Origin of the sequence: Rathayibacter tanaceti (assembly GCF_001634385.1) — a bacterium.
In the GTDB taxonomy this organism is placed as follows: domain Bacteria; phylum Actinomycetota; class Actinomycetes; order Actinomycetales; family Microbacteriaceae; genus Rathayibacter; species Rathayibacter tanaceti.
Window position 1 is genome coordinate 1 of record NZ_LIIN01000020.1, and the last position, 19,571, is coordinate 19,571.

Genomic DNA, 19,571 nt, shown 5'->3' on the forward strand with positions numbered 1-19,571 from the left:
ACCTCTGGGGCGAGGCGGCGGCGGAGGCGCTGCACCGCGGCGATCGCGTCCCCGCCCGCCGCGCGCTCGAGCGCACCGGAGACCGCGACGCTCTGGCCACACTCGCGCGACTCTTCCTGCTGGCCGATCCGGTTCCGGCCGACGACGCAGAAGAGGCGTTTGGCGCCCTCGCGCTGGAGGGAGCAGTGGAGCTGGGCCTGGTGCGCGTCGAGGCCGGAGCCGTGGTCACGGCCGCGCTCGATCTGCGGCCGTACGACGTGGTCGACGTGCGCGGCGCGGCCTCCTGGTGGATCGCCTCCGACCTCGGCGAACTCGCTCTCGGCCGGCCGCTCGACGAGGATCACGTGCTCGGCGTCGGTGGCGCGAGCCTGACCCTGACCGGCCTGATGATCCAGCGTCCGGTCGGCCGTGTCCTCGACCTCGGCACCGGCTGCGGGATCCAGGCTCTGCACGCCTCGCGTCATGCCGAGCACGTGGTCGCGACGGACGTCTCGGAGCGGGCCCTCGAGCTCGCCTCCTTCACCGCGCAGCTGAACGGGATCGAGAACATCGAGTTCCGCCGCGGCAGCCTCTACGAACCCGTTGCAGGGGAGCGGTTCGACCACATCGTGACCAATCCGCCGTTCGTGATCACGCCGCGCGCCGAGGGCGTCCCCTCCTACGAGTACCGCGACGGCGGCCTCGAGGGCGACGAGATCGTCCGCCGCGTGATCCTCGGCGCGGCCGACCACCTCGTGCCGGGCGGGGTCGCGCAGCTGCTGGGCAACTGGGAGTACCGCGAGGGAGCCGACGCCTTCGACCGGATCGCGGGCTGGCTGGCCGACGCCCGGAGCCCGCTGCAGCAGGCGCTCGAGTCCGAGCCCGCGGGGCTGGACGCCTGGATGGGCGGAACGGCCTCGCCCCTCGACGTCTGGATCGTGGAGCGTGAGCAGCAGGACCCGGCCGTGTACGCCGAGACCTGGATCCGCGACGGAGGGACGACCCGCGGCCCCGCCTTCGACGCGCTGGTGGAGGCGTGGCTGAGCGACTTCGAGCGGAGGGGGGTCACGGGGGTCGGCTTCGGCTACGTCACCCTGCGCCTCCCCGGGCGCTCGAGGCCGCCGATCCGGCGTTTCGAGCGGATCGGCACACCGGTCGCGACCGCGGGGCTCGGAGGGCATCTCGCCTCCTGCCTCGACGCCGCCGAAGCGCTCGCGCCGCTCGATGACCGCGCGCTCGCCGGGCTCGCGCTGGTGGTCGCCGGTGATGTGACGCAGGAGCGGCACTACTGGCCGGGCAACGACGACCCCACGGTGCTGCGCCTGCGGCAGGGCGGAGGCTTCGCGCGCGTCGAGGACGTCGACACGGCGCTCGCTGCGGTCGTGGGCGCCTGCGACGGCGAGCTCTCGATCGCGGCGATCGTCGCGGCGGTCGCCTCGCTGCTGCAGGTCGAGGAGGAGGCCGTCGCCGAGTCGGTCCTGCCGCGGGTACGCGAGTTCGTGGCGACGGGCCTGCTGCACCTGCCCTGAGCCGGGCCTGGGCTCAGAAGAGCGTGGCCGGGTCCTCGGCGGCGGGAGAAGCGGGTGCGGGTGCCGCTCCCGGCCACCCCGGTCCCGCGTCGACCGGTCGGCGGTTCTGGTAGGCGGTCGCCGCGTTCCGGGCGCGCACGTCCGCCGCCTCGTTCATCCGGTGGTTCGCGTGCCCCTTCACCCACTCGAAGGTGACCCGCCTGCCCTGCAGCTCCTCGTCGAGCGCCTTGATGATCTCGACGTTCATCACCGGCTTGCCGTCGGCCTTGCGCCAGCCCTTCCGCTTCCAGCCCGGCAGCCACTCGGTGCACGCCTTGATGGCGTACTGGCTGTCGCAGAGGATGTGCAGCGGCTCGTCCTCGCGCGCGGTCGCCCGGAGCAGCTCGAGGACCGCGGTGAGCTCGCCGATGTTGTTCGTGCCGTGCGACCAGCCGCCGGCCGCCCAGCGCTCGTCGTCGACGTACCAGGCCCAGCCGGCGGGGCCCGGGTTGCCCAGTGCGGACCCGTCTGCGGCGGCGATGATGCTCACGTGCGTCTCTCCTTCGTGCTCTCGGTGCTCGCGCCGGTGCGGCGCCCTCCGAGGGTAGTCGGGCAGTGACGGGCGACGGTGCGCCCGCTCCGGGAAGAAGGCGCCTCCGACCCGCGCGGGAGCGTGCCCCGTGATCCGGTCGACCGCGTCGTCAGGGCACCTCGGGCGTCCGTGGTCGTCGGCTTCCACGGCGCAGGCCGAAGGGGCGCCCGGGCTCGCTCATCCTGCGCTCGCCGCTCGCGCGAGCACATCCACCGCGTAGCCGTAGCCCGCGATCCCCGCCCCGACGATCACGCGACCGCGATGTCCGAGAGGTAGGAGTGCTGCCGGAACGGCTCGCGGCGGTGCACATTGCTCACGTGCACCTCGACCATCGGCAGCCCGGTGGCGAGCACCGCGTCGCGGATGGCCACCGACGTGTGCGTGTAGGCGCCGGCGTTGAGCACGATGCCCGAGACGGCCCCGCGGGCGGCGTGCAGCCGGTCGACGATCGCTCCCTCCGAGCTGCTCTGGAAGGTCTCGATCGCTAAGCCGTGCCGCTCGGCGGCCTCGGCGGCCAGTGCCTCCGCGTCGGCGAGGGTGTCCGAGCCGTAGAGCTCGGGCTCGCGGGTGCCGAGCAGGTTCAGGTTGGGGCCGTTGAGGACGAGGATCGGCAGCTTCACGCTCCGACCCTAGCGCCGGCCGTCCCCGCGAGCGGGAGCGGCGGCAGCGCCGCCCGCAGCGCGATCAGCTCGCGCGCGTGGGCGTCGAGGCGCCGGTCCTCATCGGTGTGCAGCTTGAGCGGAGGAACCGGCTCGGCCGCTCCATCGGCGCCGCGCACCACGAAAACGCTCCGGCACTGCGTCGTCAGCTCCAGCTCACCCGTGCGCGGGTCGCCCGAGCGCACGTGCACGGCGAGGTGCATGCTCCGGGCGCTCGTGTGGATGAGCCGCGCCTCCACTTCGACGAGGTGCCCGATGCGCACCGGCCGGTAGAAATGAATCCCGCCGGAGTAGACGGCCACCGCGTCGCGTCCGCTCCAGCGCTGCGCGACCGCGTCCGCGGCCTCGTCGATCCAGCGCATCACGATACCGCCGTGCGCGTTGCCGCCCCAGTTCACATCGTTCGGGGCGGCGAGGAAGCGGAAGACGATGCGCGGGCCGGTTCCCTCCTCCGTGTAGCTCTGTGCTCGCATCACGTCGTGCAGCTGTCGACGGCCCGCTATGCGGGCGGCCGCTCCCTCGGCGAGCGACAGGTCCTCGATCGAGCGAGGCCGCCACTTCGGGACTGTGCGGGGCCTCTTCTCGTCGTCGACCGCGACGAAGACGAGGAGGCAGTGGGTCGCATCCTCGTACCGGCCGGTCCTCGGATCCGCCTGCGCCACCTGCACGAGCACGTGCATGCTGGTGCGCCCGGTGTGGATGACGCGGGCGCTCGCCTCGATCAGGTTGCCGACCGCGATCGGCCGGGTGAAGTGCACGTTGCCGACGTAGGCCGTGACGCAGTAGCCGCCGCTCCAGCCCACCGCGCAGGCGTAACCGGCCTTGTCGATCCACTCGAGGACGCGGCCGGCTTGCACACTGCGGCCGTCGGCCGTGGCGTCCTGGGGTGCGGCGAGGAAGCGGAGGGTGATGCGGTCGTTCATCGGAGCCCGTCGTCGGAGGAGGAGAGGAAGGGTGAGGAGGAGGGGGTGGACCCGCTGGCGGGATGCGAGGAAAGGGGGATGGTCCGCCCGCGGGCCACAGGGGTGTCCGACCGGAGTCGGCTCGGTCCGGCGAGGCCGCGCTCAAGCGGCCAGCGACACCTTCTCGGCGACCAGCCGCAGGCGCAGCGCCTGGAGCTCGGCGGTCAGCTCGGGAGGCAGACGGTCGCCGAAGCGGCCGAAGAACTCCTCCGTCAGGGTGCATTCGTCGAGCCACGCCTCCACCGGCACCGAAAAGAGCTCCTCCTTCTGCTCGGCCGTGAGCGCGAGACCGTGCGTATTGATCGCGATCGGCAGGTCGCCGATGGGGCTCCGCCGCGCCTCGGCGAGACCCTCGAGCCGCCTCACCAGCCACTGCAGCACCCGTGCGTTCTCGCCGAAGCCCGGCCAGAGGAACTCGCCGTCAGCGTCCTTGCGGAACCAGTTGACCTGGAACACGGCCGGCGCCTTCTCTCCCAGCTTCTCGCCCAGCGCGAGCCAGTGCGCGAAGTAGTCCGCCATGTTGTAGCCGCAGAAGGGGAGCATCGCGAACGGGTCGCGGCGCAGCTCCCCGACGGTCCCCTCTGCCGCCGCTGTCTTCTCGGAGGCGATGGTCGCCCCGAGGAAGACTCCGTGCTGCCACGACGTGGCCTGCGTCACGAGCGGCACGTTGCTGGCCCGGCGTCCGCCGAAGACGATGGCGTCCAGCGGCACGCCTTCGAAGGCGTCCCAGTCGGAGGACAGCGACGGGCACTGCTCCGCCGGTGCGGTGAAGCGCGAGTTGGGGTGCGCCGACGGCGTGCCGGAGGCGGGGGTCCACGGCTGTCCGCGCCAGTCGGTCAGCCGCTCCGGCACCTCGTCGGTCAGTCCCTCCCACCAGACGTCGCCGTCTTCTCGGAGAGCGACGTTCGTGAAGATCGTGTTGCCCCAGAGCGTCTGCACCGCGTGCGGGTTCGAGCTCTCGCCTGTGCCGGGTGCGACGCCGAAGAAGCCGGTCTCCGGGTTCATCGCCCAGAGGCGTCCGTCCGCTCCGGGGCGCATCCAGGTGATGTCGTCGCCGAGGGTCTCGACCCGCCAGCCCGGGATCGCAGGCTGCATCATCGCCAGGTTGGTCTTGCCGCACGCGCTCGGGAACGCGGCGGCCACGTGGTAGCGCCGCCCCTCCGGCGAGACGATGCGGATCAGCAGCATGTGCTCGGCGAGCCAGCCCTCCTCGCGGCCCATGGCCGACGCGATCCGCAGGGCGAAGCACTTCTTGGCCAGCAGCGCATTGCCGCCGTAGCCGGATCCGAAGGAGACGATCTCGCGCGTCTCGGGGAACTGGGTGATGTACTTCGTCGGATTGCAGGGCCACGCCACGTCCTCGCGGGTGAGGCCGCCGGCGTCGCGGAGCGGGAGGCCGACCGAGTGCACGCCGCGCACGAACGCGGTCTCCTCCGTGAACGCAGCGAGCGGCTCCGCGCCGACGCGCGCCATGATCCGCAGGTTGAGCACGGCGTAGGCCGAGTCGGTGAGCTGCACGCCCAGCTGTGAGAGGGGGCCGCCGACCGGGCCCATCGAGAACGGGACCACGTACATCGTGCGTCCGCGCATCGCTCCGTCGAGGAACGGGGCCAGCTCGGCCTTCATCGCCGCGGGCTCGCGCCAGTTGTTCGTGGGGCCGGCGTCGGCCTGGTCGGTCGTGCAGATGAAGGTGCGGTCCTCGACCCGCGCGACGTCGTCGGGGTCCGTCCGCGCGAGGAACGAACCGGGTCGCCACTCCGGATTCAGCGGCAGGAGAGTACCGGCGGCGACCAGGCGCTCCGTGAGGCGGTACCACTCGGTTGGGGAGCCGTCGCTCCACTCGATCGCGTCGGGCTTGAGCACGGCGGCCATCTCGCGTACCCAGCGGCGCAGGGCGAGAGGCGCCGGAGGCACCGTCGGCGCGGGGACGGCTGTCGGGGCGGTCATCGTGCTCGCCTCGAGTCGGACGGTGTTGCTGTAGATGCTCATGCTGGCTCCGCTTTCGGTGGTCGTCGTCGACGGGGTGGGGAGTCGCCGGCCGGGGCCGGAGAGGGGCGCTCAGTGGCGCCTGAAGCCAGAATGGAGGAGGATCGGGACATCTTCCCGGGGCGCAGCTCATCACAAAGCAGTTTTTTTGCGCCACCGTCACAACCGACTGCTGGAGCTCGCCGTGACCGATCCCTCCGCTTCCACCGACGCCGTCCTGCTCGGCCAACGGCTGCGCCATGTCCGCGCCCAGCGCGGGCTCACTCTCGGGCAGCTCGCCGAGCGGGTGGGCGTCTCTGGGAGCCAGCTCTCGCTGATCGAGACCGGTCGGCGCGAGCCGCGGCTCTCCCTCCTCCAGCGCCTCGCCGCCGCCCTCGGGGTCGAGCTCGCCGCCCTCCTCTCGGACGAGCCGCCCAGCGAGCGGGCCGCGCTCGAGATCGAGCTCGCCCGGGTTCAGAAGGGCTCGCTCTACCGCTCCCTCGGTCTGCCCGAGTTCAAGGTCAACAAGAGCCTGACGACCCCGGTGCTGGAGGCGTTCCTCGGGGTGTACCGCGAGCTCGCCCGTCGCCGCAGCGAAGCCAGCGCCACCCCGGAGGAGGCGCGTCGCGCGAACACGGCGCAGCGCCTCCAGCTGCGCGAGCGCAACTCCTACCTGCCGGAGATCGAGGAGGTCGCCGGCGAGATGCTGCGCACCGTCGGTCACCGTGGCGGAGCGCTCACGCACAGCTCGGTCTCGAAGATGGCCCGCCACCTCGGCTTCGAGATCATCCACGTCGGCGACCTGCCGCATTCCGCCAGATCGGTGATCGATCTCGCCAACGGGCGGATCTACCTCCCGCCCGCCTCGATCCCCGGCGGGCACGGGCTGCGCGCGCTCGCGCTGCAGGCCATGGCGCACCGTCTCCTCGGCCACGAGCGACCGGCGACCTACGCCGACTTCCTCCGCCAGCGCCTCGAGATCAACTACTTCGCCGCCGCCTGCCTGATGCCCCTGGAGCCGGCGGTCGCGTTCCTCCAGGAGGCGAAGCGCGAGCGCGACATCTCGGTCGAGGACTTCCGCGACGGCTTCGGAGTCACCCACGAGGCCGCTGCGCTGCGCTTCACCAATCTGCTCACCTCGCATCTCGACATCCGGATGCACTTCCTGCGGATCCTGGGCGACGGATCGATCCAGAAGGCCTACGAGAACGACGGCCTGCCGTTGCCGACCGACGTCACCGGCGCCGTGGAGGGGCAGGTCGTCTGCCGCTACTGGTCGGCTCGGTCGGCGTTCAGCCGCACGAACCGCACGACCGAGTACTACCAGTACGTCGACACGCCGGCCGGCACCTTCTGGTCGGCCTCGCAGACCGGCACCACAGCGACGGAGGAGTTCTCGATCACTGTGGGCGTGCCCTTCGCCGAGGCGCGTTTCTTCCGTGGCCGCGACACCGACCGCCGTGAGCTGTCGCGCTGCCCCGACGAGTCGTGCTGCCGCCGCGCGCCGGCCGAGCTCGCTGCGCGCTGGGACGGCAACGCCTGGCCGAGCGCCCGCCTGCACGCGCACGTCCTCGCCCCCCTGCCCTCGGGTACCTTCCCCGGTATCGACGACGCCGAGGTCTACGAGTTCCTCGACACCCACGCCCGCGAGTCCTGACCGCCCTCGCGCCGCCCCTCGCCCCCGCCTCTCCCCCCCTTGAGATGCCACTTCGTACGCCCGCATCGGCGTGTCGCGTACCGAAGTGGCATCTCGCGGAGGGGGCTGTGGAGAACTTCTGCGGGGGTGAGGGCGGGTCGGACATCCTCGGGGCATGGACAGCGGGCAGGGCGAGGTGATGGAGTCGAGGGACGGCACGACGAGGCGCAGGCTGGCGGCCGGGCACCCCGTCGTCGTGTTCCGTGGGGCGCGGACGGCGGTCGAGCCGCTCACCGTCGACGAGCGGATCCGCGCGTACAGCGCCGTCATGCGCCCCGGCGAGTTCTTCTCGCACGGCACGGCCGCGCACCTGCTCGGCCTCCCCGGTCCCCGTCCCAGCGCGACGACTCCGCTCCACGTGTCCGTCGCGCCGCCTCAGCGTGCCGCGCGTCGAGTCGGGGTCCGCTCGCACCACCTCTGGGACGACGCCGTGACGGTGGTCGACGCGGGCTCTCCGGTCGCCGATCCGGCATCCACCTTCTGCCACCTGTCCGATTCGCGCTCGCTCGACGACCTCGTCGTCCTCGGCGACGCGATCGTCGGGCCCGACGAGGACGGCCGGAGGCGCGGGTGGCGTGTCGACCTGGAGGTGCTGGCCTCTCGCGCGGCCTCGTTCCGAGGCCGCGGCGGACGGCGGGCCCGCGACGCGGTGCCCTGGGTGCGGGTCGGCGCGGAGTCCCCGATGGAGACGCTGCTGAGACTTCTGCTCCTGCGCGCGGGCCTTCCGGAGCCGGAAGTGAACGTCGAGCTGTACGACGACGAAGGCCGATTCGTCGCGCGGGTGGACCTGCTCTACCGTGCGCGCCGTGTCGTGGTCGAGTACGACGGCGACCAGCACCGCTCGGACCGCGCACAGTACGAGCGCGACATCCGGCGCATCGAAGCGATCGAGGCCCTCGGCTACCGGGTCGTCCGCGTGCGTTCCGCCGGCGTGCTCCTCCACCCCGAGGAGACCGTCGCCCGCGTGCGTCGCGCACTGTTCGGCTGAGACCCGCGAGATGCCACTTCGGTACACGTTCTTCGGCGTGTCGCGTACTGAAGTGGCATCTCGCGGAGGGAGGGGTGGGGAGGGGGCGTCAGCCCGAGATGAGGCGCGGGCGGTGCCCTCGTCGAGGATGAGATCGGTGATGAGTCCCGCGGCGAGGGCGCCGCGCAGGCCGGGCAGCTTGGAGGCGCCCGAGACCACGCAGATGCGGCGGGAGGCGCGCCGCACCGTCGAGAGGTCGGGACCGCTTGCACGTTCGTTCATCGGGATGTCGTCCCAGGTGCCGTCGGAGCGGTAGAACACCGTCGCGACGTCGCCGACCACTCCGGAGCCGCTCAGCGAGGTGAAGTCGTCCGGCTCCAGGTAGCCGCCGATGTAGACCTTCGAGGGCACCGCGGCGAAGGGCGAGCCGAGCCCGAACAGCGCCACGTCCATCCGTTGCTGCAGCTCGAGCACCCGGCGGGTCGAGCGTTCGCGCCACAACGCCTGCTTCGTCGTCGGATCGTCGAAGAACGCCGGGACGGGGAACTGCTGCACCTTCGCGGCGTAGGCGTCGCCGAACCGGCGCAGGATCTCGCTGGAGTAGTTGATGCCCGTGGTCTCGGTGTTGCCGGCGCCGTTCAGCTGCACGATCTGCGTGTTGTGCGTCTCCTTGGCGATGAGGTGACGGCTGATCGCGCTCATCGTCGACCCCCAGGCGATGCCCACGATCATGTTCGAGTCGATGAACTGGCCGAGGATCCGCGCCGCCGAGAGGGCCACCCTCTCGAGCCGGTCGATCTCGCTGGTGTGGTCGGGTACGGGCACGATGTGCGCCGTGATGTCAAAGTGGGCGCGGACCTCGGCTGAGAGCGCACTGGCCCGATCGAGCGGCGAACGGATCTGGATGTCCACCAGCCCCGTCGCGCGCGCATGCGACAGCAGCCGCGACACCGAGGAGCGGGAGGTGTGCAGCTCGTGGGCGATGGCGTCCATCGTCAGATCCTGCATGTAGTACAGCTGTGCCGCACGCAGCGCGTCCCTCGTCTTGTCGGGATGGGTCGCGTGGGTCGTCTCGTCGAGTTCGACGACCGGTCGGACTGGGGTCATTGCCGCTCCCTGCACGTATTTCCACCCGTCTTGACCGGATGTGTTGTCCCGTCAAGGATGGCTGTATTCCTTCGCGATATCAATCGTCCATCTTTCCGGTGCACGATGGCCGGAGGCCCCGACGAAACACCTACGACACGAAGGCGAGTACGAAGTGGCACAGTCCGACGGAACTCCCGGAACCTCCGCTCTGCGTGAGAGCGTGGCTGCTCTCCGCAACACCCCCCGCGCCACGGTCCTGGTCATCGGCGGTGGCATCAACGGCATCGGGACCTTCCGCGAACTCGCGCTCAACGGCGTCGACGTCGCGCTCGTCGAGCGGGGTGACTACGTCTCCGGCGCCTCCAGCGCCTCGAGTCACATGATCCACGGCGGTATCCGCTACCTCGAGAACGGCGAGTTCCGACTCGTCAACGAGGGCGTGCACGAGCGCAACGGCCTGCTCAAGATCGCCCCCCACTACGTCAAGCCGCTGCAGACGACGATCCCGATCTACTCGACGTTCTCGGGCATCCTCGCGGCCCCGATGCGCTTCCTGACCCACAAGTCCGGCAAGCCGCAGGAGCGTGGGGCGCTGCTGATCAAGGTCGGCCTGACCCTCTACGACTTCTTCTCGCGCGACGGCGGCACGGTTCCGCGACACCAGTTCCACGGACGCAAGCGCTCGCTCAGCGAGCTGCCCAAGCTCGACCCGAGGATCAAGTACACCGCCACCTACTTCGACGCCTCCGTGCACGAGCCCGAGCGCCTCGCGCTCGACGTGCTGAACGACGCGCTGGTCGGCGGCAAGAAGGCTCGCGCGGCGAACTACGTCGAAGCCGTCGGCGCCGACGAGAAGGGTGTCGTCCTGCGCGACCGTGAGAGCGGCGAGGAGTTCACCTTCGAGGCCGACGTCGTCGTCAACGTCTCCGGACCCTGGACCGACTTCACGAACACCGCACTGGGCACCACGACGTCGTTCATGGGCGGCACCAAGGGCTCGCACATCGTGCTCGACAACCCCGAGCTCGTCGAGGCGTGCGAAGGCCGCGAGATGTTCTTCGAGCACAGCGACGGACGCATCGTCCTGATCTACCCCCTCAAGGGGCGCGTGATGGTCGGCACGACCGACATCGACGCCGACCCGACCAAGCCGGCGGTGTGCACCGAGGAGGAGATCGACTACTTCTTCGAGCTCGTCAACCACGTCTTCCCGGCGATCGCGGTGAATCGCTCGCAGATCGTGTTCAAGTTCTCCGGCATCCGCCCTCTGCCCCGTCACGACGACGAGGCGCCCGGGTTCGTCTCCCGCGACTACCGCATCGAGCCGTCGACGCTGCCCGGCAAGGGCACCACGGTGCTGAGCCTGGTCGGCGGAAAGTGGACCACCTTCCGCGCCCTCTCCGAGCACCTCTCGAACGAGGTCTTCACGCGGATCGGCGTCAGCGTCGCGTCTCGACCGTGAAGACCCCCATCGGAGGCGGCAAGGGCTTCCCGAGGACCGACGCCTCCCGTGCGCAGTGGATCAGCCAGCACCGGTCCGGCCTCTCCTCCGCCCGCACCGGGCAGCTTCTCGAGCGCTACGGCACCCGCGCGCAGGAGGTCATCGAGGCCCTGGCCGACGGCCACGACGAGGCGCTCGACTTCGACGCCGACTTCACCACAGGAGAGATCCGCTACCTCGCGCAGCACGAGAGCGTCGTGCATCTGATCGACCTGGTCCTGCGCCGCACCAACCACGCGTTCACCGGCGGTCTCAGCCGCGAGCTCCTCGAGGAGCTCGCCGAGCACACCGGAGCGGTCCTCGGCTGGGACGAGGCGAAGCGCGCCCAGGAGGTCGACGCGACGATCGCGCACCTTAAGGACTACAACGGCGTCGACGTCGGAGGCACATCGGTGCAGGCCCCGACGGCCGTTCCCGCGTCCTGACCCCAGGGGATCGGCGCGAATCGACGGAAGCCCCGGACGAAGTCCCTTCGTCGTCCGGGGCTTCCGTGCGACAACGCACAAACGTGCACGCGTCGTTCCTTGTCGCTTGGTCGGGGCGCCGATAACTTCACAGTCGTCGGGCATCGATGCTCGCCACGGGCGCCCCCCTGCGTCCGTCATATGAAAAGGAAAAGGTCAACGTGGACAATCTCGGAGTGGTGTTCCTTGCCGAAGTCGTGGGAACGGCGATGCTCGTGCTCCTCGGCTGCGGTGTCGTCGCCAACGTCGCGCTCGTCAAGAGCAAGGGTCTCAACGGCGGGACCCTCATGGTCAACATCGGCTGGGGCTTCGCGGTCTTCGCCGGCGTCATCGTCTCGTACAACTCGGGTGCTCACCTCAACCCGGCCGTCACCCTCGGCCTCGTGGCCAGCGGTGCGACCGAGTTCGGATCGGGTGTGCCGGTGAACATCGCCTCGATCCTCGTCTACATCCTCGCTCAGCTGATCGGCGCGATCATCGGCGCCGTCTTCTGCTGGCTCGCGTACAAGCAGCACTTCGACGAAGAGCCCGACGCCGCCAACAAGCTCGGGGTCTTCTCGACCGGCCCGGCGATCCGCTCCTACGGCTGGAACTTCGTCACCGAGGTCATCGGTACGTTCGTCCTCGTCCTCGTCGTCATCGGCTTCGGCGGCGGACGTCAGGGAGACGGCGGACTCGCCGCGCTCGGTGCTCTCCCCGTCGCCATCCTGGTGATCGCGATCGGCGCGTCCCTCGGCGGCCCGACCGGCTACGCCATCAACCCCGCCCGTGACCTCGGACCCCGCATCGCCCACGCGCTGCTCCCGATCAAGGGCAAGGGCTCGAGCGACTGGGGCTACGCCTGGGTGCCCGTCGCCGGCCCGATCGTCGGCGGTGTTCTCGCGGGTCTCTCCTCGCTGGTGCTCCTCCCCGTCCTCTGAGCCGCCGAACTCCACTTCACCCCCGTTACGAAGGAGTAATCATTCATGGCTGACTACGTCATCGCTATCGACCAGGGGACCACGTCGTCCCGCGCGATCATCTTCGACAAGAAGGGCTCGATCGTCTCCACCGGCCAGAAGGAGCACGAGCAGATCTTCCCGCGGGCCGGCTGGGTCGAGCACGACCCGCTCGAGATCTGGAACAACGTCCGCGAGGTGATCGGCCAAGCCCTCTCGCGGGCCGACCTGACCCGCCATGACATCGCCTCGGTCGGCATCACCAACCAGCGTGAGACCGCGGTCGTCTGGGACAAGACCACCGGCAAGCCCGTCTACAACGCGATCGTCTGGCAGGACACCCGGACCCAGTCGATCGTCGACCGGCTCGCCGGCGACGAGGGCGCTGACCGCTTCAAGTCGATCGTGGGCCTCCCACTCGCGACCTACTTCTCGGGCACCAAGATCGTCTGGATCCTCGAGAACGTCGAGGGCGCGCGCGAGAAGGCCGAGGCGGGCGACCTGCTCTTCGGCACCACCGACACCTGGGTGCTCTGGAACCTCACCGGAGGCATCGACGGCGGCGTCCACAAGACCGACGTCACGAACGCCTCCCGCACCCTGTTCCTCGACCTCGAGACCCTCGAGTGGCGCGACGACATCCTTGAGGCCTTCGGTGTGCCGAAGTCGATGCTCCCCGAGGTGTGCTCCTCCTCCGAGGTCTACGGCAACGTCGAGTCCTCGTCGCTGCTGCGTGAGGTGCCGATCGCAGGCATCCTGGGCGACCAGCAGGCCGCGACCTTCGGCCAGGCGGCGTTCGATCCGGGCGAGGCGAAGAACACCTACGGCACCGGTAACTTCCTGATCTTCAACACCGGCACCGAGATCGTCCACTCCAAGAACGGGCTGCTGACCACCATCGGCTACAAGCTCGGCGACGGCGAGGTGCACTACGCGCTCGAGGGCTCGATCGCGGTGTCCGGCTCGCTGATCCAGTGGCTGCGCGACAACCTGGGCCTCATCGGCTCGGCTCCCGAGGTCGAGGCGTTGGCCGCGACGGTCGAGGACAACGGAGGCGCCTACTTCGTCCCCGCGTTCTCCGGCCTGTTTGCGCCGTACTGGCGGTCGGACGCGCGTGGAGCACTCGTCGGTCTCACCCGCTACGTCAACAAGGGCCACATCGCCCGCGCCGCGCTCGAGGCCACCGCGTTCCAGACCCGCGAGGTCCTCGACGCGGTCAACGCCGACTCCGGTGTGCCGCTCCAGGAGCTCAAGGTCGACGGCGGCATGATCGCCAACAATCTGCTCATGCAGTTCCAGGCCGACATCCTCGGCGTCCCCGTCGTCCGACCGGTCGTCGCCGAGACGACTGCGCTCGGAGCGGCCTACGCGGCCGGCCTCGCGGTCGGCTTCTGGGAGAACCTCGACGACCTCCGCCAGAACTGGCAGGAGGACTCGCGCTGGACCCCCGAGATGGACCAGGACGAGGCCGCCCGCCAGTACCGCCTCTGGAAGAAGGCCGTCACCAAGACCTTCGACTGGGTCGACGAGGACGTGCAGTAGTTTCTGCCACGGCGGTCCCGCTCGCCGTGACGCGGTCGGCTGCGCGAGGCGGTGGCGTCTCGTGGAGCGGCTGCCGCCGGCTGGGGAAGAACGCTGACACGCGTTCTCCCCGTTAGCCTCGAAGGGCGAGCGGATGCTGTGGTCCGACTCGCATAGTGCGGTGAAGCGCCCTGCTCGGCCCTCGGGTCGGGCGGGGCGCTTCGTCGTTCCGACGGCGGCACCGGAGGCCGGTGGGGCCGGAGTGCATGCCTCGTCAGGGACGAGGCGTGGTCTCTGCGAGGGGTGGGGGACGACGAGGAAGAAGGCCGCTCGCGCAGAGGCTCGAGAGCGCTCCGATGCTGATGGGCACGGGTGGGGGAGCGTCGTCGACGATCCCGTGCGGCTCGGAGTCGTCGACGATTCCCCTCGGCTCGGAGTCGTGGTCGATCGCGAGCCCGAGCTCGTGGCGCTGTTCCGGGTGCGCTGAGAAGCCGGAACAGCGGTGTCAGGCCCTGCGGAGCTCCAGCTGGGCGTCGAGCGCGTCGAGGGAGCCGACGCGCCGGACATCCAGCGCCAGCGCCTCCGGCGGCAGCTCGCGGCCGTGTTCCGGGCCTCCGACGCGGTCGAGCCAGACGCCGCGCAGGCCGGCGGCGGCTGCTCCGATCGCGTCTGTGCCCAGGCGGTCGCCCACGTAGAGGGCGTCGCCCGGCGCGACACCGAACCGGTCGCAGGCGATGGCGAAGATCAGGCATCCGGCTTGGCGACTCCGACGTCGCCCGACGCGATCACGTGCTCGATCCGGTCGGCGAGGCCGAGACCCTCGATCTTCGCGAGTTGGACGTCGAGCACCCCGTTCGTGACGACGCCGATCCGGATCCCGGCGGCGTCCAGCCGGTCGAGGACGGGCAGCGCGTCATCGTGCAGGGCCCACGCCGCGACGTAGTGATCGAGGTACTCGCGGAACCAGCTGCTCGCCTCCTCGGGCGTCAGTGTCACTCCTGCCTGGGCGGCGAAGGCGGTTGCCCGAGCCCGGCGCTGACCCTCGAAGTCGAGTTCGCCCGAGAGGTAGCGGTGGTAATGCTCCTCCTCGAGCAGGTGCCAGCGGCGCTGCACGTCGAGCGGGTCCGCGGAGTAGGCGGCTCCCAGCGCCGAGGTGTGCGCCACGATGCCCTCGCGGACGGCGCGCGCGTGCGCGAACAGCGTGTCGTCGAGGTCGAACAGCGCGAGCCGCAGCACGGCGCGCTCAGCGGGTCCGGCGGAGGAGGCCGATGCGCTCGTACACCGTCGCGAGCGTGGGCTCCGCAGCCTCGGAGGCGCGGTCGGCAGCGCGGGCGAGGACGCGGTCGAGCTCGGCCGGGTCGGCCAGCAGCTCGGCGGTCCGCGCGCGGATGGGGTCGAAGGTCGCGGCGACCACCTCGACGAGGCCCTTCTTGAGGTCGCCGTAGCCGCGGCCCGCGTACTCCTGCTCCAACGACTCGACGGAGCGCTCGGCGAGCACGGAGTAGATGGTCAGCAGGTTCGAGACGCCGGGCTTCGCCGCGCGGTCGAAGCGCACCTCCGACTCGGTGTCGGTCACAGCGCGCATGATCTTCTTCGCCGTGGTCTTCGGCTCGTCGAGAACGCTCAGTAGGCCCGCGTCCGACTCCGCCGACTTCGACATCTTGGCGCCGGGGTTCTGCAGGTCGAAGATCTTGGCGGTCTCTCGCGTGATGTGCGGCTCCGGCATCGTGAAGGTCTCGCCGAACCGCGAGTTGAAGCGCGCGGCGAGGTCGCGGGTGAGCTCGAGATGCTGGCGCTGGTCCTCGCCGACCGGCACGGCGTCGGCCCGGTACAGCAGGATGTCGGCCGCCATCAGGATCGGGTAGGTGAACAGCCCGACGGACGCCGCCTCCGCGCCCTGCTTGGCCGACTTGTCCTTGAACTGCGTCATGCGGCTGGCCTCGCCGAAGCCGGTCAGGGTGTTGAGCACCCAGGCGAGCTCGGCGTGCGCGGGCACGTGGGACTGGATGAAGAGTGTCGAGCGCTCGGGGTCGATGCCGGCCGCGATGTACTGCGCCGCGGTCGCGCGCGTGCGCTCGCGGAGCTGCTGCGGGTCCTGCGGCACGGTGATCGCGTGCAGGTCGACGACGCAGAAGTACGCGTCGAAGTCCTCCTGCATGGCGACCCATTGCGTCAGTGCGCCGATGTAGTTGCCGAGGTGCAGCGAGCCCGAGGACGGCTGCATGCCGGAGAAGATGACGGGCTTGGCGCCCGGAGTGCTGGGAGTCATGGGTGGCCTCGAGGGGTTGGAGTCGCGGAAGCCGCGGAGAAGGAGGGTCAGAGCTCGTAGTCGACGACCACGGGGGCGTGGTCGGACCAGCGGGTGTCGTAGGCGTCGGCCCGATCGACCTCGTAGCTGCGGGCGAGGGCGGCGAGCGCGGGGGTCGCGAGCTGGTAGTCGAGGCGCCAGCCGGTGTCGGTGTCGAAGGCCTTTCCACGCTGCGACCACCAGGTATACGGGCCGGGTACCTCTCCGGCGAAGCGGCGGCCGAGATCGACCCAACCGAATCCGGCTCCCTCGTTGTATCCGGGCTCGCCCTCTGCGCCGATGAACTCGTCGAAGTAGGCGCGCTCCTGCGGCAGGAAGCCGGCCTTCTTGAGGTTGCCCTTCCAGTTCTTGATGTCGAGGGTGCGGTGCCCGACGTTCAGGTCGCCCAGCACGACGGCGAGCTCGCTGTGCTCCCGCAGGCGCGGGAGGCGCTCCTTCATCGCCTCGAGGAAGCGGTACTTCTCGACCTGCTTGGGGGTGTCGACCTCGCCGGAGTGGACGTAGGTCGAGACCACGGTGAGCGTGCGGTCGCCGACCGCGTAGTCGGCCTCGAGCCATCGTCCGGCGGAGTCGAAGTCGTCGGCGCCGAACGAGACGCGGTGGATCGTGGCGCGGGTTCGGGAGGCGAGCGCGACTCCCGCTCGGCCCTTCGCGGTCGCTTCGTCGTGCAGCACGTTCCACTCGTCGCCGAGCAGGCCCGTCAGGTCGTCGGTCGAGGCTCGGACCTCCTGGAGGGCGAGGATGTCGACGTCGCGCGCAGCGAGCCACTCGCCCATGCCCTTCCGGTAGGCGGCGCGGACACCGTTGACGTTGACAGAGGCGATGCGGAGAGGCTTGCGAGTCACGAGATCAGTCTACGGAGCGGCTCCGACAGCGGCGGCGCCGTGACGCGCACCCTCCCCTCGCAGGAACGGCGGGATCTCCCGGGGAGGCGTCCGTCGCTCACGGGGCCGTCCCACCGGATCGGCCGTACCGTGCGGATCCCCGGCAGATCACGCCGAGCCCTGCAGATCGCACGCGACCCTGCAGAGGGAGCCTCCAGGAACGACGAAGCCGGCGGCCGCCTCCCGCCGCCTCCCTTGGAGAAGGGGGAGGAGCGCGGAGACGACCGCCGGCGGGACCGCTCAGGACGGTCGGTCGGGGGAGATCAGGCGACGACGGGCTGCGCGGCAGCAGGCTCCGGCACCTCGGCGACGACGGGCGAGCGCCTGATGCTCTTCGCGATGATTACGCAGACGGCCGTGACGACCATGCCGACCACGATCGCGACCAGGTAGAGCAGCGGCTCTCCGACGAGACCGGTCACCCACACGCCCCCGTGCGGGGCGCGCAGGGTCGAGCCGAACAGCGCGACGAGCGCGCCGGTGGTGGCCGAGCCGATCATCGCGGAGGGGATCACGCGCAGCGGGTCGACCGCAGCGAACGGGATCGCCCCCTCCGAGATGAAGGACGCGCCCAGCAGGTACGCCGCCTTGCCGTTCTGCCGCTCGGCGTCGGTGAACAGGCGCTTGCGGAGCGACGTGGCCAGGGCGAGACCCAGCGGAGGGGTCATGCCGGCCGCCATCACGATCGCCATCACCTTGAACTGCACCGAGTTCGGGTCGCCGTCGGCCGGTACGGAGGCGAGGCCGGTCGTCGCGAAGGCGTAGGCCACCTTGTTGACCGGCCCGCCCATGTCGAAGGCCATCATCAGGCCCAGGATGATGCCCAGGACGATCAGGTTTCCGCCGGACAGTCCGGAGAGCCAGGCTGACAGTCCCTCGCTCAGCGCACGCAGCGGAGCGCCGAGCACGACGAACATCAGGAAGCCGGTGATGAAGGTCGCTATCAGGGGGATGATCACGACGGGCATCAGCGACTTGAACGCCGCGGGGAGCTTGATCCTCGAGATGTAGAGCGCGGCGTATCCGGCGATGAAGCCCGAGGCGAGACCGCCGAGGAAGCCGGCCCCGACGGTGATCGCGACCGCGCCGCCGAGGAAGCCCGGCGCGATACCGGGGCGGTCGGCGATGCCGAAGGCGATGAATCCCGACAGCACGGGCACCAGGAACGCGAAGGTCGCGCCTCCGATGAGGAACATGACCCCGGCCCAGTCGGTGACGTTCGCGACGTTGAAGCCGTTGTCGATGATCTGCTGAGCCTCGAAGTCGACGATCTGGTAGCCGCCGAACAGGAACGACAGGGCGATCAGGAGTCCGCCCGCGGCGACGAACGGGATCATGTACGAGACGCCGGTCATCAGGTTCTGCCGGATGCGCGTGCCGACGCCGACCTTCTTCGGGACGGCGGGGGCGGCGGCCGGGGTCGAGCGGGCCGGAGCAGCGGCGGTGCCGGATCCGCGCAGGGCGAGTGCGCGGTCGAGGACCTCGTCGGGCCTGGCGAGCGCCTCGGCGACGCCGACCTGGAGGATCGGCTTGCCGGAGAAGCGGTCCTTGCCGCGGACCTCGAGGTCGGCGGCGAGGATCACCACGTCGGCGGCCGCGATGTCGCTCGCGGTCATCTCCTCGGATCCGGCCGCTCCCTGCGTCTCGACGTGGATCGGGTAGCCCCGCTTCTTCGCTGCCTGCTCGAGGGCCTCGGCCGCCATGTAGGTGTGGGCGATGCCGGCGATGCAGCTGGTGACGGCGACGAAGCGCGGTCCGGAGGCGGGGGCCGCGGCCGGAGCGGCCTGCGCCTTGGCGGCGGCGCGGTCGATGACCTCGCGGCCTTCGCGAGCGCCTCCGAGGTCCCGACCTCGAGGGTGGGCTTGCCGGAGAAGCGGTCCTTGCCGCGGACCTCGAGGTCGGCGGCGAGGATCACGACGTCGGCGGCCGCGATGGTCTCCTCCGACATGGGGTCGGAACCCGCCGCTCCCTGGGTCTCGACCTGGATCTCGTAGCCCTTCTTCTTCGCCGCCTGCTCGAGGGCCTCGGCCGCCATGTAGGTGTGGGCGATCCCCGCGATGCAGCTGGTGACAGCGACGATCCTCACGAGACGACGACCTCTCTGGCGATGACGTCCGCGACCTCCTGGCCGCTCGTGGCGGCACGGAGCGACCCGGTGAAGGACTCGTGGATCAGCTTGCGGGCGAGCTGCGCGAGGATCTTGAGGTGCGCCTGGTCGGCTCCGTCCGGAGCGGCGATCAGGAAGATCAGGTCGGCCGGGCCGTCGGACGCGCCGAAGTCGACGCCCTGCTTCGCGATGCCGACCGCAACGCTCGGCGCGACGACGTGGGAGGAGCGGGCGTGTGGGATCCCGATGCCGCCGGGCATGCCGGTGGCCATCTGCGATTCGCGGGCGCGAACGTCGGCCAGGAAGCCGTCGAGATCGGTGACGCGGCCGGCGTCGGCGAGCGTCTTCGCTAGCTGGGCGGTGGCCTCGTCCTTGGTGGCGGCGGTGAGGTCGACGATGACCGTCGACGCCTCGGTGAGAGCAGTCATGCG

General features: G+C 70.5%; 15 protein-coding genes and 3 pseudogenes. 6 read left to right on the top strand and 12 right to left on the bottom strand.

Annotated features, from left to right (window positions below; genetic code table 11):
- On the top strand, window positions 1-1,508 hold a 1,508-nt coding region (locus tag ACH61_RS04215; RefSeq protein ID WP_068208948.1), incomplete at its 5' end, for a DUF7059 domain-containing protein.
- A 13-nt stretch (window positions 1,509-1,521) separates the two neighbouring features.
- On the opposite strand, the gene ACH61_RS04220 is transcribed toward ACH61_RS04215, so the two are convergent.
- The 4 genes and pseudogenes from ACH61_RS04220 to ACH61_RS04235 form a co-directional block, all read right to left on the bottom strand.
- Entirely contained in the window at window positions 1,522-2,037 is a 516-nt protein-coding gene (locus ACH61_RS04220; RefSeq protein WP_068208998.1) for a ribonuclease H family protein, read from the bottom strand.
- Window positions 2,038-2,256: 219 nt separating this feature from the next.
- Window positions 2,257-2,699: pseudogene (gene aroQ, locus ACH61_RS04225) on the bottom strand (type II 3-dehydroquinate dehydratase).
- Window positions 2,696-3,661, bottom strand: a complete 966-nt coding sequence (locus ACH61_RS04230) for an acyl-CoA thioesterase (protein WP_068208951.1) — start codon at window positions 3,659-3,661, stop codon at window positions 2,696-2,698. The pseudogene aroQ and the gene ACH61_RS04230 overlap by 4 nt, the downstream one beginning before the upstream one ends.
- Before the next feature lie 141 nt (window positions 3,662-3,802).
- Window positions 3,803-5,647 carry a phosphoenolpyruvate carboxykinase (GTP) gene (locus ACH61_RS04235; RefSeq protein WP_068209006.1) on the bottom strand — a complete coding sequence of 615 codons (1,845 nt, stop codon included), beginning with the start codon at window positions 5,645-5,647 and terminating at the stop codon, window positions 3,803-3,805.
- A 223-nt stretch (window positions 5,648-5,870) separates the two neighbouring features.
- Between ACH61_RS04235 and ACH61_RS04240 the strand changes: the two genes are divergently transcribed.
- Together ACH61_RS04240 and ACH61_RS04245 are read left to right on the top strand one after the other, a co-directional pair.
- Window positions 5,871-7,322 carry a helix-turn-helix domain-containing protein gene (locus tag ACH61_RS04240; RefSeq protein WP_068208954.1) on the top strand — a complete coding sequence of 484 codons (1,452 nt, stop codon included), beginning with the start codon at window positions 5,871-5,873 and terminating at the stop codon, window positions 7,320-7,322.
- Window positions 7,323-7,476: 154 nt separating this feature from the next.
- The gene (locus ACH61_RS04245; protein ID WP_068208957.1) at window positions 7,477-8,349 is read left to right on the top strand and encodes an endonuclease domain-containing protein; all 873 of its coding nucleotides are present in this window, start codon (window positions 7,477-7,479) and stop codon (window positions 8,347-8,349) included.
- A 102-nt stretch (window positions 8,350-8,451) separates the two neighbouring features.
- Here the strand turns inward: ACH61_RS04245 and ACH61_RS16105 are convergent.
- Window positions 8,452-9,336: pseudogene (locus ACH61_RS16105) on the bottom strand (sugar-binding transcriptional regulator); the annotation flags it as partial.
- Window positions 9,337-9,589: 253 nt separating this feature from the next.
- Between ACH61_RS16105 and ACH61_RS04255 the strand changes: the two are divergent.
- The 3 genes and pseudogenes from ACH61_RS04255 (at window position 9,590) to glpK (ending at window position 13,862) form a co-directional block, all read left to right on the top strand.
- Window positions 9,590-11,343 (top strand): annotated as a pseudogene (locus ACH61_RS04255) (glycerol-3-phosphate dehydrogenase/oxidase).
- Window positions 11,344-11,543: 200 nt separating this feature from the next.
- A complete protein-coding gene (locus ACH61_RS04260; protein ID WP_413784021.1) occupies window positions 11,544-12,302 on the top strand; it encodes an MIP/aquaporin family protein in 759 nt (252 codons plus the stop codon).
- A 45-nt stretch (window positions 12,303-12,347) separates the two neighbouring features.
- Window positions 12,348-13,862, top strand: coding sequence for a glycerol kinase GlpK (gene glpK, locus ACH61_RS04265; RefSeq protein ID WP_068208962.1), 1,515 nt, complete (start codon window positions 12,348-12,350; stop codon window positions 13,860-13,862).
- Window positions 13,863-14,346: 484 nt separating this feature from the next.
- Here the strand turns inward: glpK and ACH61_RS18160 are convergent, their stop codons facing one another.
- The 7 genes from ACH61_RS18160 to ACH61_RS04295 all read right to left on the bottom strand — a co-directional run bounded on the left by ACH61_RS18160 (window position 14,347) and on the right by ACH61_RS04295 (window position 19,568).
- Entirely contained in the window at window positions 14,347-14,532 is a 186-nt protein-coding gene (locus ACH61_RS18160; protein ID WP_236713533.1) for a hypothetical protein, read from the bottom strand.
- A gap of 53 nt (window positions 14,533-14,585) precedes the next feature.
- Complete coding sequence (locus ACH61_RS18165) at window positions 14,586-15,077, bottom strand: HAD family hydrolase (RefSeq protein WP_236713534.1); 492 nt, start codon at window positions 15,075-15,077, stop codon at window positions 14,586-14,588.
- Between the two features lie 7 nt (window positions 15,078-15,084).
- Window positions 15,085-16,110 carry a tryptophan--tRNA ligase gene (trpS, locus tag ACH61_RS04275; protein WP_082845008.1) on the bottom strand — a complete coding sequence of 342 codons (1,026 nt, stop codon included), beginning with the start codon at window positions 16,108-16,110 and terminating at the stop codon, window positions 15,085-15,087.
- A 47-nt stretch (window positions 16,111-16,157) separates the two neighbouring features.
- Window positions 16,158-16,925 (bottom strand): exodeoxyribonuclease III, encoded by a 768-nt coding sequence (locus ACH61_RS04280; RefSeq protein WP_236713535.1) that lies wholly within the window; start codon window positions 16,923-16,925, stop codon window positions 16,158-16,160.
- 371 nt (window positions 16,926-17,296) lie between these two features.
- On the bottom strand, window positions 17,297-18,736 hold the full coding sequence (locus ACH61_RS04285; protein ID WP_068208968.1) for a PTS fructose transporter subunit IIC: 1,440 nt from the start codon (window positions 18,734-18,736) through the stop codon (window positions 17,297-17,299).
- Window positions 18,646-19,119, bottom strand: coding sequence for a PTS fructose transporter subunit IIB (locus ACH61_RS17865; RefSeq protein ID WP_082845009.1), 474 nt, complete (start codon window positions 19,117-19,119; stop codon window positions 18,646-18,648). Before ACH61_RS17865 ends, ACH61_RS04285 begins: the two co-directional genes overlap by 91 nt.
- Window positions 19,116-19,568, bottom strand: coding sequence for a PTS sugar transporter subunit IIA (locus tag ACH61_RS04295; RefSeq protein ID WP_068208974.1), 453 nt, complete (start codon window positions 19,566-19,568; stop codon window positions 19,116-19,118). Before ACH61_RS04295 ends, ACH61_RS17865 begins: the two co-directional genes overlap by 4 nt.
- Window positions 19,569-19,571 lie beyond the last annotated feature (3 nt).